We start from the raw sequence: 19,600 nt of genomic DNA on the forward strand, positions 1-19,600 counted from the left end.
GCCGCCCGCTACCAGGCGAAGCCCTGCGCCACCGCGCGCTTCTCTGCCGGCGTCGAGCGGCGGCCGAGCACCGGGTTGCGGTGCGGGAAGCGGCCGAAGCGGGCGATCATCCGGTGATGGCTGACGGCGAAGCCGCGATTCCCCGCCTCGCGCGCAAAGAAGGCGAGTGAGGCGCGCTGGTCCGCGATCGTCTCGCTGTGCATCAGCGCCATTCCGGTGAAAGCACGCATCCGCCGCGGCAGACGCTCGTGCCAGCCGCACGCGATCATGCCTCTGGCAATGGCGAGCGCGAGCCGGTCCGAGGCAAACGCACGCGGATCATTCCGAAAGATATTACGCGGCACCTGGTCGAACAGCAGCACCGCCGCCTGCGCGGTCAGCGGATCGGTCAGGAACTCGGGCGCCGGCCGGTGCCGCAGCACATGCCACTCGCGTGCGAAGCGGCGGCGCAGCAGTGCGTCGACCTCGGCGTCGCCGCCGAACCAGTCGGCCGGGCCGAGCCTGTGAAACCAGAGATGGAGCAGTTCCGCCGCCCAGCGGCGCGGGGCGGCAGTCATGCGTCAGATCAGCTTTCGACCTTCTTGTAAGGGACGAAATCGCCGAGGAAGATATTGCCGGTGTAGAACCCGCCCGTGCGATCGAAGGTCGTCACCATGTCCGTGCGGCAGAGCTGGCTGCTCGTGCGGCGGATCTTCATCGCATCGCCCTCGTCCAGCGATTCGGGATGCTGGGGGATGTTCACGTAGAGCGTGCTGCCCCGCTCGATCACGATCGCCGTGCCGTCGATGATGCGCATGTGCGTGTTGGGGAAGGTCTGGACGCAGTTCTGCGGTTCGCCGGCCACGCGGCCTTCGAGCAATTTGGCGAGCTCGGCCTGGCCCTTGGGCTTGGCTTCCTCGGCCGCGGCCGGCGCGAACAGGGCGCCCGCGGCGATTGCGGCAAAGAGGGTTGCTGTTTTCATCGGTCAGCCTCCTTCGGCGGCCTCCTGATCGTCCGCCTTCGTGTATGGGACGAAGTCACCGAGCGCCAACCTTGGTCCCGGCATCGTGCCGCTGCCGAGCCGATCGCGCAGTTCGACCTGATCGAGACGGCAGAGCTGCGAGCTGAACTGGTGGAACACCGGCAGGTCGCCGCGCGAGAGAAACTGCGCGCCGGCCGGGCGGTTGACCCACAGCGTGCCGCCGTCGCGGAACACGATTGCCGTGCCGTCGACGATCTGGATCGAGTCGCGCTGCGACTCGCTCAGGCAGTCGACCGGCTCGCCGGCCACGCGTCCTTCCAGCATTTCGGCGAGCTTCGTCTCGCCGCGCGTCGGCTCCTCCGCAGAAGCGGAAACCGTGCCGGCGAGCGCGAGCGACGCCAGCAGAACTGAGATGGACTTGGTACCGATCATGCCAGCCTTATAGCACGTCCGGAGTGAATGCGCGATGAGCGGCGGCGCAGCGGCGTCAGGCCGTTCCGCCTACAGTGAGCCGGTCGACCAGCAGCGTGGGCTGGCCCACGCCGGCCGGCACGCTCTGCCCGGCCTTGCCGCACACGCCCACGCCTTCGTCGAGCGCGAGATCGTTGCCGATGCCCGAGACGCGGGTCAGCACGCTCGGTCCGTCACCGATCAGCGTCGCGCCCTTGATCGGCGCACCGATCACGCCGTTCTCGACCCGGTAGGCCTCGGTGCAGGAGAACACGAACTTGCCCGAGACGATATCGACCTGCCCGCCGCCGAAGCTCTTGGCGTAGATGCCGTTCTTCACGCGGCCGAGCAACTCGGCCGGATCGTCGTCCCCCGCACGCATGAAGGTGTTGGTCATGCGCGGCATCGGCGCATGCTGGTAATCCTCGCGCCGGCCGTTGCCGGTTGCCGCGACGCCCATCAGCCGCGCGTTCAGCCGGTCCTGCATATAGCCCTTGAGGATACCGTCCTCGATCAGCACGGTCTCGCCGGTCGGCGTGCCTTCGTCGTCGATCGAGAGCGAGCCGCGCCGGTCGCGGATCGAACCGTCGTCGACCACGGTCACGCCCGGCGCCGCGACCCGTTCGCCGATCCGGCCGGAGAAGGCGCTCGTGCCCTTGCGGTTGAAATCGCCCTCGAGGCCGTGACCGACCGCTTCGTGCAGCAGCACGCCGGGCCAGCCGGGCCCGAGCAGCACGGTCATCTCGCCCGCCGGCGCATCCACGCTGTCGAGATTGACCAGCGCCTGGCGCACCGCCTCGTCGACCGCGCGGTTCCATCCTGCGGGGTCGAACAGCGAATCGTAGAGATAGCGCCCGCCGAAGCCGAAGCTGCCGCGTTCGCGCCGCCCGTTCGCTTCGGCGACCACGCCGACGTTGAGGCGCACCAGCGGCCGCACGTCGGTGGCGACGAAGCCGTCGGGCCGCACGATCTCGACCACGCTCCAGCTCGCCAGCAGGCTCACGTTGACCTGCACCACGCGTGGATCGCGCGCGCGGGCGGCGGCGTCGATCGCCTGCAGCAGCCTGACCTTTTCGGCGAAGGGCACCGCGTCGAGCGGATTGTCGGCGGTGTAGAGGTGGCGGTTGCTCCGGCGCGGCGGCGCGGCCAGCGCGCTCGCCGTCGGATCGAGCAGTCGCAGGGTCTCGCCCGCGCGGCGGATCGCCGCGTCGCTGATCTCGTTCGCATGGGCGAAACCGGTCGTCTCGCCCGAGATGCCGCGCAGGCCGAAGCCCGAATCGCGCGCGTAGTCGGCGGTCCTGAGCCGCCCGTCCTCGAACGCGAGCGCCTCACGCGCGGTATATTGCAGGTAGAGCTCGCCGTCGTCGCAGCGCTTGAGCATCTCGGCCGCAAGCGCGGGTGCGCGTTCGGGCTCGAGCCTGCCTTCGCCGTAGAGAAAGGCGCGTGGGTCGGCTTGGGGGTCGGCTTGGGGGTCGGCTGATGGGGTCATGGCATGCGATATAGGCATGCCCGCGCGAATGTCAGCCGTAACCCGTCAGCGGTGGCCGGGATCGCTTCCGGCGGAGATATCCTCCAGCGCGGCCTGCGTCGCACCCTCGGCCGGTCCGCCGCGCAGCACGAAGCGGCGGTCGCAATAGCCGCAGTCGACGTAGCCGTGCTCGTCGATCTCGAGCCAGACGCGGGGGTGGCCGAGCGCGGAGGGGCGATAGCGGTCGCCGCCGCGGATCGCTTGCGCGCCGTCGCACTTGACGCGGCGATGATCGACCAGAGTCACTTCGGGCGGTGCGATGTCCATGCGCCGCCCGATAATGCGAAGCGCGTCCGCACGCAACTGCGCGTGCGTGATCGTAATGGGGCCTTCGCCCTTTACGGATCGGGCGGGCGACGCCAAGTGAGCGGCATGACCGCTTCTCCTCCTGCCGAACCCGCTATCGCCATCTGCGACCTCACCAAGCGCTACGCGGGAGTGAAGGGCGAGGAAGGCAAGCTCGCGCTCGACGGGGTCAGCTTCGACGTGCCGCAGGGGCAGATCTTCGGCCTTCTGGGCCCCAACGGGGCGGGCAAGTCGACGCTGATCAACATCCTCGCCGGGCTCGTGCGGAAGACCGGCGGCAGCGCCGAGATCTGGGGCTTCGACATCGACCGGAACCCGCGCAACGCCAAGCGGATGATCGGCATCGTCCCGCAGGAAATCGTCTTCGATCCGTTCTTCACCCCGTTCGAAGTGCTGGAGAACCAGGGCGGGTTCTACGGCATCGGCAAGCGCGACCGGCGCAGCGAGGAACTGCTCGCCGCGGTGCATCTGGCGGACAAGCGCGACGCTTATGCCCGCACCCTGTCGGGCGGGATGAAGCGGCGGCTGCTGATCGCCAAGGCGATGGTCCATTCGCCGCCGATCCTGGTGCTCGACGAGCCGACCGCCGGGGTCGACGTCGAGCTGCGGCGGCAGTTGTGGGAACTGGTGACCGATCTCAACCGGCGCGGCGTCACCGTGGTGCTCACCACCCACTATCTCGAGGAAGCCGAGCAGCTCTGCGACCGGATCGCGATCATCAACCGCGGCAAGCTGATCGCCAACAAGCCGACCCGCGAACTGGTCGGCATGGCGCGCGAGAAGATCGTGCGGGTCACGCTCGACAGGGACATTGCCGGCCCGCCGACAGACGACGGCTTCGTCAAGGCCGAAGCGCTCGATCCGCGCACGCTGGAGATCACTTACGACCGCGACAAGGCGAGCGCCGGGCAGGTGCTCGCGCGAATTCAGGCCCACGGCTACGTAATCGAGGACGTCACCACGCGCGAGCCGGACCTGGAGGACGTGTTCGTCCAGCTGACCAGCGCGGGCTGAAGCGGACCTTCAGGATTGCGCGGCGCGGCGGAAACGGGTCGCGGCGCTGAGGGCGCGATCCTTCGTGTTGTCCTCGCAGTCGGCGTCGGCCAGTTCCTCGATCTCCGTGGCGGCGCGGTTGAGCAGCCGCTGCATGATCGCCTTGTCGTGCTCGGCCGCGTCACGCTCCTGGCGCAGCCGCTTCGTTTTCGTGTCTTCCATGTCCTCTGGACCTCGTTGCCGAACTCGCCGGTACGCCTCAGCGGCGATGACGCCAGAAGAAATACCACATCGCTTCGTTATCCGCGACCCATTCGTGGCCACGCCTCGCCACGAGGCGGCCGATCACCTGCGCGCGGCCCCGGCATCGGCCGTAGCGCTGCTCCTCGACCGTCTCCGACAGGGCCGCGGTCTCGGGCCCGGTGCGGCAATCGCCGAGCTCGGCCCAGCGCGCTAGCGCCGCGGACATCGGGTACTGCCAGTATCCCGCGCCGCCTCCGGCGACCGGATTGACCGTGTCGGTCTCCCCCGCGAATGCCAGCACCGGCATCGGATGCTCGGGCCGGCAGGTGGCCGGATCGGGGCGCTGCGGATCGGAGGCGAGCGGATTGCCCGCGCGCAAGCCCACGACCGGCGCGATCGCCGCAAAACGGTCCGACGCGACGCAGCCCAGCCACGACGTCATCCGCCCGCCGCCCGAAAGGCCGGTCGCATAGACCCGCTCGGGATCGACGCACCCGCTTTCCGCCAGCCAGTCGATCGCGGCGGTGAGGAAGGCGACGTCGTCAGGATCCTCGGAGGTCGGGATCTCGCCGGTGATCGTCGGCACGCCGGGAATGTTCCACACGAAGCCCTTGTCGACCGGAATGCCGGCATCGGGCGCGGCGAGCAGGAAGCCGTGATGGTCGGACGTCGCGGCCAGCCCCGAGCTGTCGAGCATCGCCGCGCCCGTGCCCCCGCTGCCGTGGAGCAGGAACACCAGCGGCAGATCGCGCACGCGCTCCACGCCGACGGGGATGTGGATCAGCATGGACCGGCCCGTCTCGCCTACCGCGACGCGCTGCGTCGTGCCCGGTGCGCCGATCGCGCAGACGGGCGCGGCCGCGGCGGGCTGCGCGAGAGCGGCGAGGCCGAGCACGAAGGCGAGGCAGGCGGCAAAGCGGGCAAGCGTCATCGGATCAGCGCCTCGTCAGGGTGGCAGCGACGCCGAAGTGGTCGGACGGATACTCGCCGTCCGCCGCCCGGTCGCCGATCACCCGGGCCTCCACGACTGCGAAGGCGGAGCGTTCGGCGAAGATATGGTCGATCACCCGCGGCTCGTGCCCGCGCGCGGTGTTCAGCGTGGTCTCGGCCGCGCCGGGCGGCAGCGCCGATACGAACCGCGGCGGCCCCATCGTCTTTAGGCCGGGGTCGTCGAGCGGCGCGTTGAAATCGCCCATCACGATCAGCGGCGTCCCGTCGTCCGGCAGCCAGGCGAGCAGGTCGGCAAGCTGCTCCGCGCGCACCGGCCCCTGCTCGGGCTTCCACGCGAGATGCGTTCCGACCACGTCGACCGGGCCGGCGTCCGTCCTCACCCGAACGCGGATCGCAGTGCGGTAGTCGGACAGCGGCTCCAGCTTGCGCCGCGCCACTTCGATCACCGGCAGGCGGGTGAGGATCGCATTGCCGTAGCGCTTGGGCGCGCCCTCAGGCTCGACGGCGACGAAATGCACTTCGGGATAGCCGAGCTCCGCCGCGATCGTGTCGGCCTGGTTGGGCAGGCCCTTGCCCGCATCCTCGAGCACTTCCTGCAGCGCGATGACATCGGGATCGGCCGCGCGCAGCACGTCGGCGAGCAGCCCCAGCCGCACCGGCCAGTTGCCGCCCGCGTCGTGCCAGATGTTGAACGTCGCGGCGCGCAGGCGCCCTTTCGCCCCGCCCGCAAGGCCCGGCGCGCAGGCGGCGAGCGGAAGCGCCGCCATCCCGGCGAGCACCGCGCGGCGGCCAAAGCCAGCTTCACCCATGGCGATGATTCCTCTCGCGGCTCTCATCGAATCCTCTCTGTCGCGCCGCCGCGCGCTGTGCAACAGAAGTGCCATGAACGACACCGATATCATCGTCATCGGCTCTGGCGCTGCGGGGCTCAGCGCGGCGCTCGCCCTGGCGGAGACAAAGAAAGTGCTGGTCCTCGCCAAGGGGTCGCTGACCGGCGGCAGCACCGCCTGGGCGCAGGGCGGGATCGCCGCCGTGCTCGACGCAGGCGACACCTTCGAGCACCACATCCACGACACGATGGTCGCCGGCGCGGGCCTCAACCGGCGCGAGACGGTCGAGTTCGTGATCGAACGCGCACCCCACGCGATCGACCGCCTGATCGAGCTCGGCGTGCCGTTCAACCGAGAGAGCGGGGACCTGCACCTGACCCGCGAGGGCGGCCATTCGCACCGCCGCATCGTCCACGTCGACGACGCGACCGGCTGGGCCGTGCAGGAGGCGCTGCTCAAGGCAGCCGAGGCGCATCCCAACGTCACGCTCCTGCCCGGCCAGGCCTGCATCGACCTGATCACCGGGCGCAACCAGCAGACGTTCTCCGGTTCCGGCCGCGTCTGGGGCGCCTATGCGCTCGACGAGGCGAGCGGCAAGGTCGTCGCCCATGTCGCCCGCGCCACAGTGCTGGCGACCGGCGGCGCGGGCCGCGTCTACCAGTTCTCGACCGCGCCGCGCGGCGCGACCGGCGACGGCATCGCCATGGCCTGGCGCGCCGGCTGCCGCGTCGCCAACATGGAGATGATGCAGTTCCACCCGACCTGCCTCTACAATCTCGACGTCAAGAACTTCCTCATCACAGAGGCCGTGCGCGGCGAAGGCGGGCACCTGCTCCATCCGGAGACCGGGCACCGCTACATGCCCGACTACGACCCGCGCGCCGAGCTCGCCCCGCGCGACATTGTCGCTCGCGCCAACGACGACCAGATCAAGCGCTACGGCCTCGACTGCGTCCACCTCGACATCAGCCACCGGCCGCCCGAATTCGTGCGCCAGCACTTCCCGACGATCCACGAGAAGCTGCTCGGCCTCGGCATCGACATGACGAAGGAGCCGATCCCGGTCGTGCCCGCGCAGCACTACACCTGCGGCGGCATTCCCGTCGGCCTCGACGCGCGCACCGACCTGCCGGGCCTGTGGGCCGCGGGCGAATGCACCGAGAGCGGCCTCCACGGCGCCAACCGCCTCGCCTCCAACAGCCTGCTCGAATGCTTCGTCTTCGGCGAGGCCGCCGCGCGCGACATCGCGGAATGCTGGGACCAGCTCGACGACCCGCCGCCGATCCGCGAGTGGGACGAGAGCCGCGTGACCGATTCCGACGAGGAAGTCATCATCAAGCAGAACTGGACCGAGATCCGGCGGATGATGTGGAACTACGTCGGCATCGTGCGCACCACCAAGCGCCTCGAGCGGGCGCAGCACCGCATCGAGCTGCTCGCGCAGGAAATCGAGGACTACTACGGCTCCTTCCGCGTCACGACCGACCTGATCGAACTGCGCAACCTCCACCAGTGCGCCGACCTGATCGTCCGCAGCGCCCTCAAACGCCACGAAAGCCGGGGGCTGCATTTCACGCTGGATTACCCGGAGACACTGACGGAGGCGCGCGACACGGTGCTGGTGCCGTGACGTTCCAGACCCACCCCCGGCCCCTCCCGCAAGCGGGAGGGGAGTGAGACTTGGCGAGCCGAAGGCGAGGTTAGTCGCAACGGGGTGGGCCCTCGCGCAACACAGGCAGTTTGAAGGTTGGCGCGGCCGCGCTATGTCCACCACGGCCTTTCCGCGAACGGAAAGGGAGGAGGGGGACCGATGACACAAATCACCGCCAACGGCATCACGCTGGAATACGAGGACTACGGCAACCCGGGCGATCCGCCGGTGCTGCTGGTCATGGGGCTCGGCGCGCAGCTGACCTTGTGGCCGATCGAGCTGGTCGAGGCACTGGTGGCGCGGGGGTACCGGGTGATCCGCTACGACAACCGCGACATCGGCCTCAGCCACAAGTTCCACGGCGTGAAGGCGCCGGGCATTCTCAAGCTCATGCTGCTCGGCCGGCTCGGCCTGACCCCGCGCGTGCCCTATACGCTGGCCGACATGGCGGCGGACGGCGTCGGGCTGCTCGACGCGCTGGGGATCCGGAAGGTGCACGTGGTCGGCGCGAGCATGGGCGGGATGATCGCGCAGCATATCGCCTTCACTCACCCCGAGCGGGTGCTCTCGCTCACCTCGATCATGTCGACCACCGGCAACCGCCGCCTGCCGGCCGCGCAGAAGCAGGCGATCGACGTCCTGACCAAGCGCCCCGTGTCCGATGACGAGGAAGTGCTGATCGCGCACGGCATGAAGATCGCGCGCACGATCGGCAGCCCCGGCTACCCGGCCGACGAAGCGCGGCTGCGCGCAAACGTCACCGCCGGCGTGCGGCGCAGCTATTACCCAGAGGGGCTCTCGCGCCAGCTCGCCGCAATCCTCGCCGATGGAGACCGGCGCACACGGCTCAAGGCGGTTACCGCGCCGACGCTGGTTATTCACGGGGAGGACGATCCGCTCGTCCCGTTCCCGGGCGGACGGGACACCGCGGCATCGATCCCGGGCGCCACGCTGCGGAGCTTCCCCGGCATGGGCCACGACCTGCCGCTCGAACTGGTCGAGCCGATCGCCGACGCCATCGCCGGACATACCCGGATGGCCGCAGCAGCATGACGCCGCAGGGCCGCGCGACGCCACGAAATTGCGCGGCCCGATTCGATTGATTCAAAGGCCGGCGATACCCACTTTCCGCATATAAATTTTTTCACGGATTCATTTTGGGGCTTGCACCGGCGCAGACCCAAGGAGTTCCCACGCGTCGCGGTGTGGCATCTGGATAGAACACCTCGCTCTGCGAGGGTTTCGGGGCATTTACCCCCTTGCACCCGACTCGCCGGTGATTCAGTATCTAGTGGTCAGGAATGCGGGGGGACCCACTAGATCGTGTTGCCGCCGAGCAAATGCCCTCCGGGGCGCGGGCGGCGATCGGTCTCGGGAATCCCCCTCGCAGGAGCCGGGCCGGGGCGGATCGGGGGATAAGTAATTGCCCCCCGTTCGCCGGGAAATGCTAGGCGGGAGCAGGCTTCCGCCGAATCGAACGGAAGCGGAACATCGCGCCTGCGGCGCGATTGTTCGGCAGTGGCGCGAAACGGGTGGGGCGAACATGGATTTCAGAACCGGGGACGATGCGGCGATGGGACTCGATCAGACGGACGGCATGACGCTCGAGGGTGACGAAACCCTGGCGGACGCCAAGCCCGGGAAGGCGATGAAGATGGACAAGGCGGACAAGGGCAGCGAGCAGCTCGTCGCGGAGAAGGCGGGCGAGGCGATCGCCGGCGCCATGGCCGAAGCGGCCAAGGCTTCGGTCGAGCAGCACGATTCGAAGAAGATCCTCGACCGCCGGTTCGATATCACGATCGACGAATCGCGCGACGCGCTCTTGACCGAATTCGGCAAGGAAACGCTGATCGACCGCTATCTGCTGCCGGGCGAGAAGTTCCAGGACCTCTTCGCCCGCGTGGCCGACGCCTATGCCGACGACCAGGACCACGCGCAGCGGCTCTACGACTATATCTCCAAGCTGTGGTTCATGCCCGCGACGCCGGTGCTGTCGAACGGCGGCACCAACCGCGGCCTGCCGATCTCCTGCTACCTCAACTCGGTCGAGGACAGCCTGGAAGGGATCGTCGGCACCTGGAACGAGAACGTCTGGCTCGCCAGCCGCGGCGGCGGCATCGGCACCTACTGGGGCCAGGTGCGCGGGATCGGGGAGCCGGTCGGCCTCAACGGCAAGACCAGCGGCATCATCCCCTTCGTGCGCGTGATGGACAGCCTGACGCTGGCGATCAGCCAGGGCTCGCTGCGGCGCGGTTCGGCCGCCTGCTACATCGACATCTCGCACCCCGAGATCGAGGAATTCCTCGAGATCCGCAAACCTTCGGGGGACTTCAACCGCAAGGCGCTCAACCTGCACCACGGCGTGCTGGTGACCGACGCCTTCATGGAAGCGGTGCGCGCCGGCGAGACCTTCGATCTCGTCTCCCCGCGCGACGGCAGCGTGCGCAAGACGATCGATGCGCGCAGCCTGTTCCAGAAGCTGGTCGAGACGCGGCTTGCCACGGGCGAGCCCTACATCGTCTTCTCCGACACGGTGAACCGGATGATGCCCAAGCATCACCGCGATCTGGGCCTCAAGGTCTCGACGTCGAACCTGTGCTCGGAAATCACCCTGCCGACCGGCCGCGACCATCTCGGCAACGATCGTACGGCGGTCTGCTGCCTGTCCTCGCTCAACCTCGAGAAGTGGGAAGAGTGGGACGGCGACAAGCTGTTCATCGAGGATGTCATGCGCTTCCTCGACAACGTGCTGCAGGATTATATCGACCGCGCCCCGCCCGAAATGGCGCGGGCGAAGTATTCGGCCATGCGCGAGCGCAGCGTCGGCATGGGCGTGATGGGCTTCCACTCGTTCCTTCAGGCGAAGGGCATCGGCTTCGAAAGCCCGATGGCGAAAGTGTGGAACCTCAAGATGTTCAAGCACATCAACGCCAAGGCGAACGAAGCCTCGATGATGCTCGCCAAGGAACGCGGCCCCTGCCCGGATGCCGAGGACATGGGCGCGATGGAGCGCTTCTCCTGCAAGATGGCGATCGCGCCGACCGCGTCGATCTCGATCATCTGCGGCGGCACGTCGGCCTGCATCGAGCCGATTCCGGCGAACATCTACACGCACAAGACCCTGTCGGGCTCGTTCGTGGTCAAGAACCCCTATCTCGAGAAGCTGCTGCGCGAGAAGTCGAAGGATTCGACCAACGTGTGGAACTCGATCCTCGAGAAGGGCGGATCGGTCCAGCACCTGGACTTCCTGACGCCGGAGGAAAAGGCGACCTTCAAGACCAGCTTCGAGATCGACCAGCGCTGGCTGCTCGAATTCGCGGGCGACCGCACGCCCTACATCGACCAGGCGCAGAGCCTGAACCTGTTCATCCCGGCCGACGTCGACAAGTGGGACCTGATGATGCTCCACTTCCAGGCGTGGGAGAAGGGCATCAAGTCGCTCTACTACCTGCGGTCGAAGTCTGTGCAGCGCGCCGGCTTCGCCGGCGGCGTCGAGGCCGACAACACGCCCGACGCGGCCAAGTACGAGCTCACCGCCGGCGAGCAGACCGACTACGAGGAATGCCTGGCCTGCCAGTAAGCCTTATCCCTCTCCCACCGGGAGAGGGAGGGAGCGCCGCAGGCGCGGAAGGGTGAGGGCGCTCGGCCGGTGAAGAGCTACCGCAGCGCTCCCTCCGGCGCGGTCGACCGAGCCCGTCGCCTGCGCCGCGATATGACCGATGCAGAACGCCTGCTCTGGCGCGCAATGCGCAAGGCGTTCCCCGAAGCGAAATTGCGGCGGCAAACCCCGCTCGGCGCCTACATCGCCGACTTCCTGACCTTCCGGCACAAACTTGTGATCGAAGTGGATGGCGGCCAGCACGCAGAAATGCTCGAAGCCGACGCTCGCCGGACACGCTATATCGAAGCGGAGGGCTTCTCTGGAACAGCGAGGTGATGGACAACCTCGACGGCGTGCTCGATACGATAGCATCCCATCTTGACGGGAGGTCCGAATGACACCTCGCATCCACCCTCACCCTCCCACGCCGCTGCGCGGCGCGGGCCCCTCCCTCTCCCGATGGGAGAGGGGCCTAACGGCCGTCCTCCTCCTCACCGCCCTCTCCGCCTGCGCGTCACAAGTCGACGCGGGCGTGTCGCAGGATCCGGGCGCGCCCGGCTTTCTCTGGGGCCTGTGGCACGGGTTCGTCTTCCCGTTCGCCTGGATCGGCTCGCTGTTCGACCCGGAGATCGCGGTCTACGCCGTGCCCAACCGCGGCGGATGGTACGACTTCGGGTTCTTCCTCGGGATCACCGTGCTCGGCGGCGGATCCTGGTTCGGTTCGCGCAGGCGTAGCTAAGGCGAGGCCGGCGCCCTCGGGCGCCGGGACTGCCTGCCCGCGAGCTCAGGCCCGTGTGGCGCTCGTGCCGAGGCCGCTGGGCACCCGCGCGCCTTCCTTCAGATAGATGCGGTTGTCGTCGATCGACTCGATATCCTCAATCGTGAGAAAGTGGTGCATCTCGTCCGCGCTGTCGGAGCGGGTCAGCTTGATCGCGTCGCCGTCCACTTCGTCGACCGTGCCGACGTGCTGGCCCTTGCTGTCGGCCACTTCCATGTGTTCCTTGATGCGCATTTTCTCGAACATGGTTCCAGTCCTTTCGCTTGCCCCACGCGGGACCAACGGAGGCCGGCGGGCGCCCGTTCCGTGACTGGGCGCACGCGAGGAACGGCTCGTTCGAGGCCGCGGGATCAGACCGGCCGCTCGGCGTCCGCCCTGGCCCGCCGCGCCGGATCGTCGGAGGTCTCGCCGACCACCGGCTCGCCCGCCTGCGCCTGCCGCTCGCCGATCGCGCCGGTGTTGAGGTCCTGCACCTTGCCCTCCTGCGGACGCTTGTCGCCCTTGCGGGTCTCGCCCTCGCGCGGGCCGGTGCGCTCGATGCCGCCCGGCTCCGGCCCCGGCCTCAGAGTGACGTTGCGGCTGTCGTCCGGCTCGTATTCGCCCATGGCAATTCTCCTTTCGCGAGCGACCAACGGCCGGCCGCACCCGGGCGTTCCGCGGCCGCCACCGGTTATCCCCACCCTATCGCGCGCGCCGGGTTTGGTGCGCCCGGCGGCGGGCATAGTGTTGTTCGCCTGATGCGCACGCCGGGGAACGATTCGCGGGTGCGGGGCCTTGCCGCCTCGTGCGGTCCGCCCCTCGCAAAGATCCCTCCGGCGCCCGCAAACCGATTCACATATCCGCCCCGATACGCTATATGTTGGGGCCAACGCCAACCGGAGACGCCAGATGTCCCTTCTCGAAGCCCGCAAGACCTACAAGCCGTTCGAATATCCGTGGGCTTACGACTTCTGGAAGCGCCAGCAGCAGATCCACTGGATGCCCGAGGAAGTGCCGCTGGGCGAGGACTGCCGCGACTGGGCGCAGAAGCTCTCCGATCACGAGCGCAACCTGCTCACCCAGATCTTCCGCTTCTTCACCCAGGCCGACGTCGAGGTGCAGGATTGCTACCACGACAAGTACGCCCGCGTGTTCAAGCCGACCGAGATCAAGATGATGCTCGCCGCCTTCTCCAACATGGAGACGGTGCACATCGCCGCCTACTCGCACCTGCTCGACACGATCGGCATGCCCGAAAGCGAATACGGCATGTTCCTCGAATACGAGGAGATGAAGAACAAGCACGACTATCTGCAGAACTTCGGCGTCGACACCGACGAGGACATCGCCCGCACGCTGGCGATGTTCGGCGGCTTCACCGAGGGGCTGCAACTGTTCGCCAGCTTCGCCATGCTGATGAACTTCCCGCGCTTCAACAAGATGAAGGGCATGGGCCAGATCGTGAGCTGGTCGGTCCGCGACGAGAGCCTGCACTGCGAAGGCATCACCCGCCTGTTCCACGCCTTCGTGCAGGAGCGCGACTGCCTGACCAAGGCGGTCAAGGAAGACATCATGGACATGTGCCAGAAGACGGTGCGGCTGGAAGACGCCTTCATCGACCTCGCGTTCGAGCAGGGCCCGGTCCCGGGGATGACGGCGAAGGAGATCAAGCACTACATCCGCTACATCGCCGACTGGCGGCTGGGCCAGCTCGGCCTGCCCGCGATCTACATGGTCGAGGACCACCCGCTGCCCTGGCTCGCCCCGCTGCTCAACGGCGTGGAGCACGCCAACTTCTTCGAAACCCGCGCGACCGAGTATTCCAAGGGCGCCACCAAGGGCAACTGGCAGGACGTCTGGTCGAGCTTCGACCAGCGCCAGAAGGCCCGGAAGGGCGAGGAAGCGAACGACCTCGGCGACGAGGGCCCGGGGCTGTTCGGGGATGATGCGGAAGGTGGGAGTGTGGCGGCGGAGTAGAAAAGGAGAATTAGGATGGCGAAAGCACCAAAAAATTCTGGAAAGAACTGGACGTCGAACGATGTACGCCAATTGAAGGGCTTGGCGTCGGGTAATACTCCAACTCGAGTGATCGGTTTGAAAATGGGCCGAACACCTGGCGCGATTCAGACAAAGGCATCCAACGAGGGGATTTCCTTGAAGCCGACCAATCAATCACCATACGGGACCAAAAAACGGTGAAGATCAAGCAGCTCGGCTGGGCGCCGTGGCTGATCATTGGTCTCTGGGTGATTTGGTTTGGAAGCGTGGTTGCTCACGGTTTCGGGGTAGATCTCTGGCCTGGGCGAAATCCGAACTTTGAATCGTCGGGCACGTTCGGCGATTCTTTTGGATCACTTGCTTCGCTAATGGCCGCCCTAGCGGCTGCTGGCGCTCTTCTTACTCTGCGCCAGCAACAGAAAGAAAGCTCACGACAAAACTTCGAAAACAACTTCTTTGGACTGCTTGACCATTTCCAAAGCCTCGCTCAAGCTACCCAAGCTCATAATTGGGGGAGGGAAGTTGCTGAGGATGGGACCGAAACCGATTTCGTGAGTCATTCCTTTCACGGTCACCAAGCATTCAGAGCGTTGCTCGACGAGCTTAGACAGGACTTGCGGCCTGCGGATTTCAGGCATCCCGAAAAGGTTAGGCGTAAGTATGACAAGTTTTACGAAGAGTTTCGAGATGATCTGGGCCACTATTTCAGACTGCTCTATCATCTTTTCAAGATGATATCGGATCGCTGTGAAGAATCTGAGGATCTGAAATACTATTACTCTCAATTGGTGCGCGCCCATCTCTCTAGTTCAGAACTTATACTTCTCGCGTATAACTGCATTTCTGGCGAGGGGAGGCATAAATTTGTCCGCTATCTAAAAGAATTTGCGGTTTTGCACAATGTAGGTTTTAATTCAGACCGATTTGGTCACGCGGAAAGGAAATTCATCGAGTCCTCGTTGCCGGCTGAGGTCTTCATTAGCCGATCTCAAGCTGCGGAAAATGCAGCCTTGGCCAATACCTCCGAACTGCGCCCCGAGCGCAAATAAGTTTCATCCTAGATTCGGCGGCGCTACATTGCGGTGATGGCCCGCATTTTTTCCCTCTTCGCTCCTGTCCTCGCCCTCACCCTCGCCACGCCCGCCGTCGCCTGCTCCGTCACGGCCGATTACCACGTCCCCACCAACCTCGAACTTGCCCAAGAGGCAGAGCTGGTACTGCTCGGGCGGGTAGTCGGGGAGGTCGAGGGGGCAGACCCGTGGGATAGGAAGCTGCTGGTCGAGCCGGTGCAGGCGATCAAGGGTGAGATGCTGGAAGGCACGGTGTCGCTGGCGGGCTCCGGGCTCGTTCCGGAGGACAAGCCGGGCTTCGCCATTCTCAGCAGTCCCTACGAGCTGAACCAGGCGCATCCGCTCAGCTATATCGGCGGCTGCATCCGCTATATGTTCCCTGCCGGCACCACGGCGCTGTTCTTCCTCGAGCGCGCGCCGGACGGCGAGGGCTGGCGGCCGTCGGGCGGGCCGTTCTCGCGCTGGGCGGAGGACGTGCTGGTCGAGGATGCGCCGTGGCTGCGGCTCACCCGGTTCTACGCGGAAGTCGCCGCCGCGCCCGAGGGCGAGCGGGCGGCCCTGCTCGACGCCGAGCGCGCGCGCCTTGCCGCTCTTGCGGAGGATCCGGTGGCGCAGCTCATGGCGGCCGATATCGCGCGACAGATCGAAGGGCCGAGCCCGACCTGGCACGAGGTCATGCGGCGCGGGATCGAGGGCGAGTAACCCTCCGCTGCGCTCACCCAGAGGGTTTTCACGCAAAGGCGCGAAGAGGAGTCACCCGGCGGCGAAGCCGTCCTTCACCCTCTTAGTGGCTTAGTGGCTTAGTGCGCGCACATCTTGTCTCGCACTAAGGCACTAAGACACCAAGTTGGTGCGCGATGCCGACACACCGCGCCCTCCGCACGAATTCCAGTTCGGTTTTGAGGCGCGGCTTCGCCGCGGGCGCTTCTTCTTCGCGCCTTTGCGCCTTTGCGTGAACAAAAATCCCGCGGCCCCCTCCGCCCGGCCTGCGCGTTGGTCCCGCATGCCGTCGACCGCGATCGCACGCTTCGCCTATCGCCCCGCGCTGGGGGCGCTCGACGTGCAGTTCGTCGGCGGGCGGGTCTACCGCTACTTCGACATGCCGGAGTCGGTTGCGCAAGCGCTCGCCCGGTCGGGATCGAAGGGCGGCTACTTCAACCGCGCGATTCGCGACCGCTACCGCTTCGAGCGGCTGCCGCGGTGGGAGGACGCCGCTGCGGACTCTGCATGCGACGAGTTGCAAAAGTCCCAACATAAGTAAATTCCTCACCGAAATTCAGCAACTTGGCGCTCCCGGCCTTCGCTTTGGCGCATGCGCGGAAACCGCGGGGCGGCTCCGCGGCTTGATGAGGCAGGTCCCGTCACAAGCGGACCACTGGAGAGAAGGAGATATAACCGTGAACAACAACAACCAGAACCAGGGCGGCGGCCAGCGCCAGCAGGGCGGCGGCGGCCAGCAGGACCGTCAGCGCGAGCAGCAGGGCGGCAACCAGCGCCAGCAGCAGGGCGGCGGCAACCAGCGCGAACGTGAGCGCGAACGCGAAGACCAGGGCGGCGGCGGAAGCCAGCGCCGCTGACGAACCGACGCACGGAAATGCGAGCGGCGGCCGTTCTCCAGCCGGGAGCGGCCGCCCATTCCTGCCAACAGGGGACCCAGGGCCGATGGCCGATTACGAACCGCAACCATCCGGCGCGGCCCTTCCGCCGCGCGAGCTGATCCACAATCCGCACATCCGCCTCCACGGCGAAGTCGATCATGCCATGCTCGACACGATGCTCGACGGCTTCGCCTCCGCCGAGGGCGGTGAGGGCCCGATCGCGCTCGAGGTATGCACGCTTGGCGGCGATGCCGAAGTGGGGCGCCGCATGGTGCTCGAAATCGGCCTCGCCCGCGAACGGCTGAAAGGCCGGCGCCTGATCTTCATCGGCAAGACGATCGTCTATTCCGCCGGGGTCACGATCATGAGCGCCTTCCCGCGTGACGACCGCTTCGTCACATCCGACGGGGTGTTCCTGATCCATTGCCGCCAGCTCCAGAAGACGGTCGAGCTCTCCGGTCCGATGCGCGGCAGCCTGCCGCTCGTCGAGGCATTGTGCCGCCAGCTCAAGCTCGGCTGCGAGATGGAGGTCGACGGCTTCGAGCGGCTGATCGCGGGCAGCGAGATCGAGATCGACGAAGTGCTCGAACGCGGGCTGCACAACTGGTATCTCACCGCAGAGGACGCGCTGGAGCGCAAGTTGATCGCGGGGATCGTCGACGGCGGCTGACCGGGCGGGGCAGTCGGGCGGACGCGCGAAAAACCATTTTCCTACATGGAACAAATGTGGTTCATCATGCGGGATGAAGCGCAATCCGTCCCCTCAGCCCGCTGGCGGGCCAGCCCCCGAGCCGCGGCGGACCCGCCGCCGTATCCCCGCCTTTCATCCCGTGCCGGTCGGCCCGCGCCGCGACGGCTGGGCGCCCGAACGGCAGGCGGCCTTCATCGGCTACCTCGCCGAAACGCGCTCGGTCCTCGCTGCCGCGCGGGCGGTCGGTATGGGGCGCGAAAGCGCCTATCGCCTGCGCAAGCGCCCGGGGGCGGCCGGCTTCGCCGCTGCCTGGGACGCGGCGCTCGGAAGGTTACACTCCCCTGTCAACTTGGCCTCGGCGAAGTCCACAGGCCTCGATGCCGGTTATCGGGCCGAGCACGGGCTGATCCAGATCGTCATGGGCCGCGGGCGCTATGCCGGAAGGTATTGGAAACGCGACATGAATGCGCTGCTTCAGCATCTCGCGCGGCTGGACCGGGTGGGGCGCCGCCCCCCGCTTCCGCCACAAGGTTACACGGCGTAAAACTTGGCGGAGCGTCAACACCCGGCGGCCCGCTTGATCGGGACGCCGCCGCCCCCATCTGCTAGAGATACCAGGTTAGAGAGAGGACCGATCCCCACGATGCGCACCGAATCCGAAGTCGCCGCCATGCAATGCCCCGTCTGCCGCGTCCCCCTTGCCATGAGCGACCGGCAGGGGATCGAGATCGACTACTGCCCGCAGTGCCGCGGCGTCTGGCTCGACCGCGGGGAACTCGACAAGATCGTCGAGCGCAGCGCACCCCAGGCCGCCCCCCAGCGCCCCGCGCCGAACTACGCGCGCCACGGCGGCCAGGCGCATTCGGGCTACGGCCACGGCCATCACGGCAAGCCGTACAAGAAGCGCAAGAGCTGGCTGGAGGAAATCTTCGACTGACGGCGCCGCGCGCCATTTGTCAGCCACCCGCGGCGGTGTTATTGGTTACAGGAGAAACCATGGCAACGATCGCACCTCAGGAACACGACTTCACGGCTCTCCCCGAGATGCCGGCGGACGTCTTCACCGCCCCGCTGCAGAAGCCGGCGCACGTCGGCGACGACTGGCTGGAGCCGAAGCAGACCGACTATACTGCCGAGGACGATGCGATCTGGAACGATCTCTTCGCCCGGCAGATGGGCGTCCTGCCCGGCCGCGCGGCGAGCGCTTTCATGGAAGGGCTGGAGAAGCTCGACCTCGGCCAGGGCGGCGTGCCCGAGTTCGGCCGACTGTCGGAAGATCTCGGCAAGCTGACCGGGTGGAGCGTCGTCCCGGTGCCGATGCTGATCCCGGACCACGTGTTCTTCTGGCACCTCGCCAACCGCCGCTTCCCGGCGGGCAACTTCATCCGCACCCGCGAAACGTTCGACTACATCCAGGAACCCGACGTCTTCCACGACGTCTTCGGCCACGTCCCGATGCTGACCGATCCGGTCTATGCCGACTACATGCAGGAATATGGCAAGGCCGGGTGGAAGGCGATGCGCTACAACCGCCTGAAGGCGCTCGGTGCGCTCTACTGGTACACGGTGGAATTCGGCCTGATGCTCGAGCGCGGCGAAGTGCGGGCCTACGGCGCCGGCATCCTCTCGGGTCCGACCGAGGTGGTCTTCGCGGTCGAGGGCCAGAGCCCCAACCGGATCATGCTCAACGTCGACCGGGTGATGCGCACCGATTACGTCATCAGCGACCTGCAGCCGACCTACTTCGTGATCGAGAGCTTCGAGGACCTCTACCGCCAGACAGTGGAGCGCGACTTCGACCGCCTCTACCGCAACCTGCCGCCGGCCTTCACTTACGCCAACTCGGCCGTGATCGACGTCGACAACGTGATCCACCGCGGCACCCAGGAATACCTCCTGCGCGGCGGCCGCGGGAGCGGGGCAACGCCGGTCTGACCGGCCGCAAAAGAAAAGCCGGCCCGGGCTGACCCGG

At 66.9% G+C, this 19,600-nt stretch carries 26 protein-coding genes; 16 read left to right on the plus strand and 10 right to left on the minus strand.

The window, feature by feature from the left end; all coding sequences use genetic code 11:
- Positions 1-8: 8 nt before the first annotated feature.
- From AC3A5N_RS10500 to AC3A5N_RS10520, 5 genes are read right to left on the minus strand one after another with little or no spacing between them, the layout of a single operon-like run.
- The gene (locus tag AC3A5N_RS10500; protein WP_487737269.1) at positions 9-557 is read right to left on the minus strand and encodes a DUF924 family protein; all 549 of its coding nucleotides are present in this window, start codon (positions 555-557) and stop codon (positions 9-11) included.
- Between the two features lie 8 nt (positions 558-565).
- On the minus strand, positions 566-961 hold the full coding sequence (locus AC3A5N_RS10505; protein WP_487737270.1) for a hypothetical protein: 396 nt from the start codon (positions 959-961) through the stop codon (positions 566-568).
- 3 nt (positions 962-964) lie between these two features.
- The gene (locus AC3A5N_RS10510; RefSeq protein ID WP_487737271.1) at positions 965-1,393 is read right to left on the minus strand and encodes a hypothetical protein; all 429 of its coding nucleotides are present in this window, start codon (positions 1,391-1,393) and stop codon (positions 965-967) included.
- A 55-nt stretch (positions 1,394-1,448) separates the two neighbouring features.
- A complete protein-coding gene (tldD, locus tag AC3A5N_RS10515; RefSeq protein WP_487737272.1) occupies positions 1,449-2,900 on the minus strand; it encodes a metalloprotease TldD in 1,452 nt (483 codons plus the stop codon).
- A gap of 45 nt (positions 2,901-2,945) precedes the next feature.
- Positions 2,946-3,206: a zinc-finger domain-containing protein gene (locus tag AC3A5N_RS10520; RefSeq protein ID WP_487737273.1), complete on the minus strand. Its 261-nt coding sequence runs from the start codon at positions 3,204-3,206 to the stop codon at positions 2,946-2,948.
- A gap of 105 nt (positions 3,207-3,311) precedes the next feature.
- Between AC3A5N_RS10520 and AC3A5N_RS10525 the strand changes: the two genes are divergently transcribed.
- On the plus strand, positions 3,312-4,259 hold the full coding sequence (locus AC3A5N_RS10525; RefSeq protein WP_487737274.1) for an ABC transporter ATP-binding protein: 948 nt from the start codon (positions 3,312-3,314) through the stop codon (positions 4,257-4,259).
- Between the two features lie 9 nt (positions 4,260-4,268).
- Here the strand turns inward: AC3A5N_RS10525 and AC3A5N_RS10530 are convergent, their stop codons facing one another.
- Genes AC3A5N_RS10530 through AC3A5N_RS10540 form a run of 3 tightly spaced genes read right to left on the minus strand, consistent with a single transcriptional unit; the run spans position 4,269 to position 6,268 of the window.
- Positions 4,269-4,460 carry a hypothetical protein gene (locus AC3A5N_RS10530; RefSeq protein WP_487737275.1) on the minus strand — a complete coding sequence of 64 codons (192 nt, stop codon included), beginning with the start codon at positions 4,458-4,460 and terminating at the stop codon, positions 4,269-4,271.
- A 37-nt stretch (positions 4,461-4,497) separates the two neighbouring features.
- Complete coding sequence (locus AC3A5N_RS10535) at positions 4,498-5,412, minus strand: CE1 family esterase (protein WP_487737276.1); 915 nt, start codon at positions 5,410-5,412, stop codon at positions 4,498-4,500.
- 4 nt (positions 5,413-5,416) lie between these two features.
- Entirely contained in the window at positions 5,417-6,268 is an 852-nt protein-coding gene (locus AC3A5N_RS10540) for an endonuclease/exonuclease/phosphatase family protein (protein WP_487737277.1), read from the minus strand.
- A gap of 46 nt (positions 6,269-6,314) precedes the next feature.
- Here AC3A5N_RS10540 and nadB point away from each other — a divergent pair, with 46 nt between their 5' ends.
- The 5 genes from nadB to AC3A5N_RS10565 all read left to right on the plus strand — a co-directional run bounded on the left by nadB (position 6,315) and on the right by AC3A5N_RS10565 (position 12,253).
- Positions 6,315-7,892: an L-aspartate oxidase gene (nadB, locus tag AC3A5N_RS10545; protein WP_487737278.1), complete on the plus strand. Its 1,578-nt coding sequence runs from the start codon at positions 6,315-6,317 to the stop codon at positions 7,890-7,892.
- A gap of 180 nt (positions 7,893-8,072) precedes the next feature.
- Positions 8,073-8,966 (plus strand): alpha/beta fold hydrolase, encoded by an 894-nt coding sequence (locus AC3A5N_RS10550; RefSeq protein ID WP_487737279.1) that lies wholly within the window; start codon positions 8,073-8,075, stop codon positions 8,964-8,966.
- Between the two features lie 490 nt (positions 8,967-9,456).
- Complete coding sequence (locus AC3A5N_RS10555; RefSeq protein WP_487737280.1) at positions 9,457-11,493, plus strand: ribonucleoside-diphosphate reductase subunit alpha; 2,037 nt, start codon at positions 9,457-9,459, stop codon at positions 11,491-11,493.
- Positions 11,494-11,562: 69 nt separating this feature from the next.
- On the plus strand, positions 11,563-11,850 hold the full coding sequence (locus tag AC3A5N_RS10560; protein WP_487737281.1) for an endonuclease domain-containing protein: 288 nt from the start codon (positions 11,563-11,565) through the stop codon (positions 11,848-11,850).
- A 58-nt stretch (positions 11,851-11,908) separates the two neighbouring features.
- Positions 11,909-12,253 (plus strand): hypothetical protein, encoded by a 345-nt coding sequence (locus AC3A5N_RS10565; RefSeq protein WP_487737282.1) that lies wholly within the window; start codon positions 11,909-11,911, stop codon positions 12,251-12,253.
- A gap of 45 nt (positions 12,254-12,298) precedes the next feature.
- Here AC3A5N_RS10565 and AC3A5N_RS10570 read toward each other — a convergent pair whose 3' ends face one another.
- Both AC3A5N_RS10570 and AC3A5N_RS10575 read right to left on the minus strand, forming a co-directional pair.
- Positions 12,299-12,538, minus strand: a complete 240-nt coding sequence (locus tag AC3A5N_RS10570) for a DUF2171 domain-containing protein (RefSeq protein ID WP_487737283.1) — start codon at positions 12,536-12,538, stop codon at positions 12,299-12,301.
- A gap of 104 nt (positions 12,539-12,642) precedes the next feature.
- Positions 12,643-12,897 carry a hypothetical protein gene (locus AC3A5N_RS10575; RefSeq protein ID WP_487737284.1) on the minus strand — a complete coding sequence of 85 codons (255 nt, stop codon included), beginning with the start codon at positions 12,895-12,897 and terminating at the stop codon, positions 12,643-12,645.
- A 283-nt stretch (positions 12,898-13,180) separates the two neighbouring features.
- Between AC3A5N_RS10575 and AC3A5N_RS10580 the strand changes: the two genes are divergently transcribed.
- The 10 genes from AC3A5N_RS10580 to phhA all read left to right on the plus strand — a co-directional run bounded on the left by AC3A5N_RS10580 (position 13,181) and on the right by phhA (position 19,563).
- Positions 13,181-14,248: a ribonucleotide-diphosphate reductase subunit beta gene (locus AC3A5N_RS10580; RefSeq protein ID WP_487737285.1), complete on the plus strand. Its 1,068-nt coding sequence runs from the start codon at positions 13,181-13,183 to the stop codon at positions 14,246-14,248.
- A 15-nt stretch (positions 14,249-14,263) separates the two neighbouring features.
- Complete coding sequence (locus tag AC3A5N_RS10585) at positions 14,264-14,470, plus strand: hypothetical protein (protein WP_487737286.1); 207 nt, start codon at positions 14,264-14,266, stop codon at positions 14,468-14,470.
- Positions 14,467-15,318: a putative phage abortive infection protein gene (locus AC3A5N_RS10590; RefSeq protein WP_487737287.1), complete on the plus strand. Its 852-nt coding sequence runs from the start codon at positions 14,467-14,469 to the stop codon at positions 15,316-15,318. The genes AC3A5N_RS10585 and AC3A5N_RS10590 overlap by 4 nt, the downstream gene beginning before the upstream one ends.
- Before the next feature lie 36 nt (positions 15,319-15,354).
- Positions 15,355-16,041 carry a hypothetical protein gene (locus AC3A5N_RS10595; RefSeq protein ID WP_487737288.1) on the plus strand — a complete coding sequence of 229 codons (687 nt, stop codon included), beginning with the start codon at positions 15,355-15,357 and terminating at the stop codon, positions 16,039-16,041.
- Positions 16,042-16,342: 301 nt separating this feature from the next.
- Entirely contained in the window at positions 16,343-16,600 is a 258-nt protein-coding gene (locus AC3A5N_RS10600) for a KTSC domain-containing protein (protein ID WP_487737289.1), read from the plus strand.
- Positions 16,601-16,736: 136 nt separating this feature from the next.
- Positions 16,737-16,916 (plus strand): hypothetical protein, encoded by a 180-nt coding sequence (locus tag AC3A5N_RS10605; RefSeq protein ID WP_487737290.1) that lies wholly within the window; start codon positions 16,737-16,739, stop codon positions 16,914-16,916.
- A gap of 85 nt (positions 16,917-17,001) precedes the next feature.
- Positions 17,002-17,607 (plus strand): peptidase S14, encoded by a 606-nt coding sequence (locus AC3A5N_RS10610; protein WP_487737291.1) that lies wholly within the window; start codon positions 17,002-17,004, stop codon positions 17,605-17,607.
- A 73-nt stretch (positions 17,608-17,680) separates the two neighbouring features.
- The gene (locus tag AC3A5N_RS10615; protein ID WP_487737292.1) at positions 17,681-18,172 is read left to right on the plus strand and encodes a helix-turn-helix domain-containing protein; all 492 of its coding nucleotides are present in this window, start codon (positions 17,681-17,683) and stop codon (positions 18,170-18,172) included.
- 99 nt (positions 18,173-18,271) lie between these two features.
- Positions 18,272-18,565 (plus strand): TFIIB-type zinc ribbon-containing protein, encoded by a 294-nt coding sequence (locus AC3A5N_RS10620; protein ID WP_487737293.1) that lies wholly within the window; start codon positions 18,272-18,274, stop codon positions 18,563-18,565.
- Positions 18,566-18,624: 59 nt separating this feature from the next.
- Positions 18,625-19,563, plus strand: a complete 939-nt coding sequence (phhA, locus tag AC3A5N_RS10625; RefSeq protein ID WP_487737294.1) for a phenylalanine 4-monooxygenase — start codon at positions 18,625-18,627, stop codon at positions 19,561-19,563.
- The last annotated feature ends 37 nt before the right edge of the window (positions 19,564-19,600 follow it).

The sequence above is a fragment of the Pelagerythrobacter sp. Soil_C_18 genome (genome assembly GCF_057657235.1).

Bases quoted from the DNA above. Each gene is read 5' to 3' on its own strand.
- AC3A5N_RS10600 (WP_487737289.1), top strand. From the start codon at position 16,343: ATGCCGTCGACCGCGATCGCACGCTTCGCCTATCGCCCCGCGCTGGGG.
- AC3A5N_RS10520 (WP_487737273.1), bottom strand. From the start codon at position 3,206: ATGGACATCGCACCGCCCGAAGTGACTCTGGTCGATCATCGCCGCGTC.
- AC3A5N_RS10610 (WP_487737291.1), top strand. From the start codon at position 17,002: ATGGCCGATTACGAACCGCAACCATCCGGCGCGGCCCTTCCGCCGCGC.
- tldD (WP_487737272.1), bottom strand. From the start codon at position 2,900: ATGACCCCATCAGCCGACCCCCAAGCCGACCCCCAAGCCGACCCACGC.
- AC3A5N_RS10500 (WP_487737269.1), bottom strand. From the start codon at position 557: ATGACTGCCGCCCCGCGCCGCTGGGCGGCGGAACTGCTCCATCTCTGG.
- AC3A5N_RS10550 (WP_487737279.1), top strand. From the start codon at position 8,073: ATGACACAAATCACCGCCAACGGCATCACGCTGGAATACGAGGACTAC.
- AC3A5N_RS10570 (WP_487737283.1), bottom strand. From the start codon at position 12,538: ATGTTCGAGAAAATGCGCATCAAGGAACACATGGAAGTGGCCGACAGC.
- AC3A5N_RS10580 (WP_487737285.1), top strand. From the start codon at position 13,181: ATGTCCCTTCTCGAAGCCCGCAAGACCTACAAGCCGTTCGAATATCCG.
- phhA (WP_487737294.1), top strand. From the start codon at position 18,625: ATGGCAACGATCGCACCTCAGGAACACGACTTCACGGCTCTCCCCGAG.
- AC3A5N_RS10615 (WP_487737292.1), top strand. From the start codon at position 17,681: ATGAAGCGCAATCCGTCCCCTCAGCCCGCTGGCGGGCCAGCCCCCGAG.
- AC3A5N_RS10595 (WP_487737288.1), top strand. From the start codon at position 15,355: ATGGCCCGCATTTTTTCCCTCTTCGCTCCTGTCCTCGCCCTCACCCTC.
- AC3A5N_RS10535 (WP_487737276.1), bottom strand. From the start codon at position 5,412: ATGACGCTTGCCCGCTTTGCCGCCTGCCTCGCCTTCGTGCTCGGCCTC.
- AC3A5N_RS10505 (WP_487737270.1), bottom strand. From the start codon at position 961: ATGAAAACAGCAACCCTCTTTGCCGCAATCGCCGCGGGCGCCCTGTTC.
- AC3A5N_RS10620 (WP_487737293.1), top strand. From the start codon at position 18,272: ATGCGCACCGAATCCGAAGTCGCCGCCATGCAATGCCCCGTCTGCCGC.
- AC3A5N_RS10530 (WP_487737275.1), bottom strand. From the start codon at position 4,460: ATGGAAGACACGAAAACGAAGCGGCTGCGCCAGGAGCGTGACGCGGCC.
- AC3A5N_RS10525 (WP_487737274.1), top strand. From the start codon at position 3,312: ATGACCGCTTCTCCTCCTGCCGAACCCGCTATCGCCATCTGCGACCTC.
- AC3A5N_RS10565 (WP_487737282.1), top strand. From the start codon at position 11,909: ATGACACCTCGCATCCACCCTCACCCTCCCACGCCGCTGCGCGGCGCG.
- AC3A5N_RS10555 (WP_487737280.1), top strand. From the start codon at position 9,457: ATGGATTTCAGAACCGGGGACGATGCGGCGATGGGACTCGATCAGACG.
- AC3A5N_RS10585 (WP_487737286.1), top strand. From the start codon at position 14,264: ATGGCGAAAGCACCAAAAAATTCTGGAAAGAACTGGACGTCGAACGAT.
- nadB (WP_487737278.1), top strand. From the start codon at position 6,315: ATGAACGACACCGATATCATCGTCATCGGCTCTGGCGCTGCGGGGCTC.
- AC3A5N_RS10575 (WP_487737284.1), bottom strand. From the start codon at position 12,897: ATGGGCGAATACGAGCCGGACGACAGCCGCAACGTCACTCTGAGGCCG.
- AC3A5N_RS10510 (WP_487737271.1), bottom strand. From the start codon at position 1,393: ATGATCGGTACCAAGTCCATCTCAGTTCTGCTGGCGTCGCTCGCGCTC.
- AC3A5N_RS10540 (WP_487737277.1), bottom strand. From the start codon at position 6,268: ATGAGAGCCGCGAGAGGAATCATCGCCATGGGTGAAGCTGGCTTTGGC.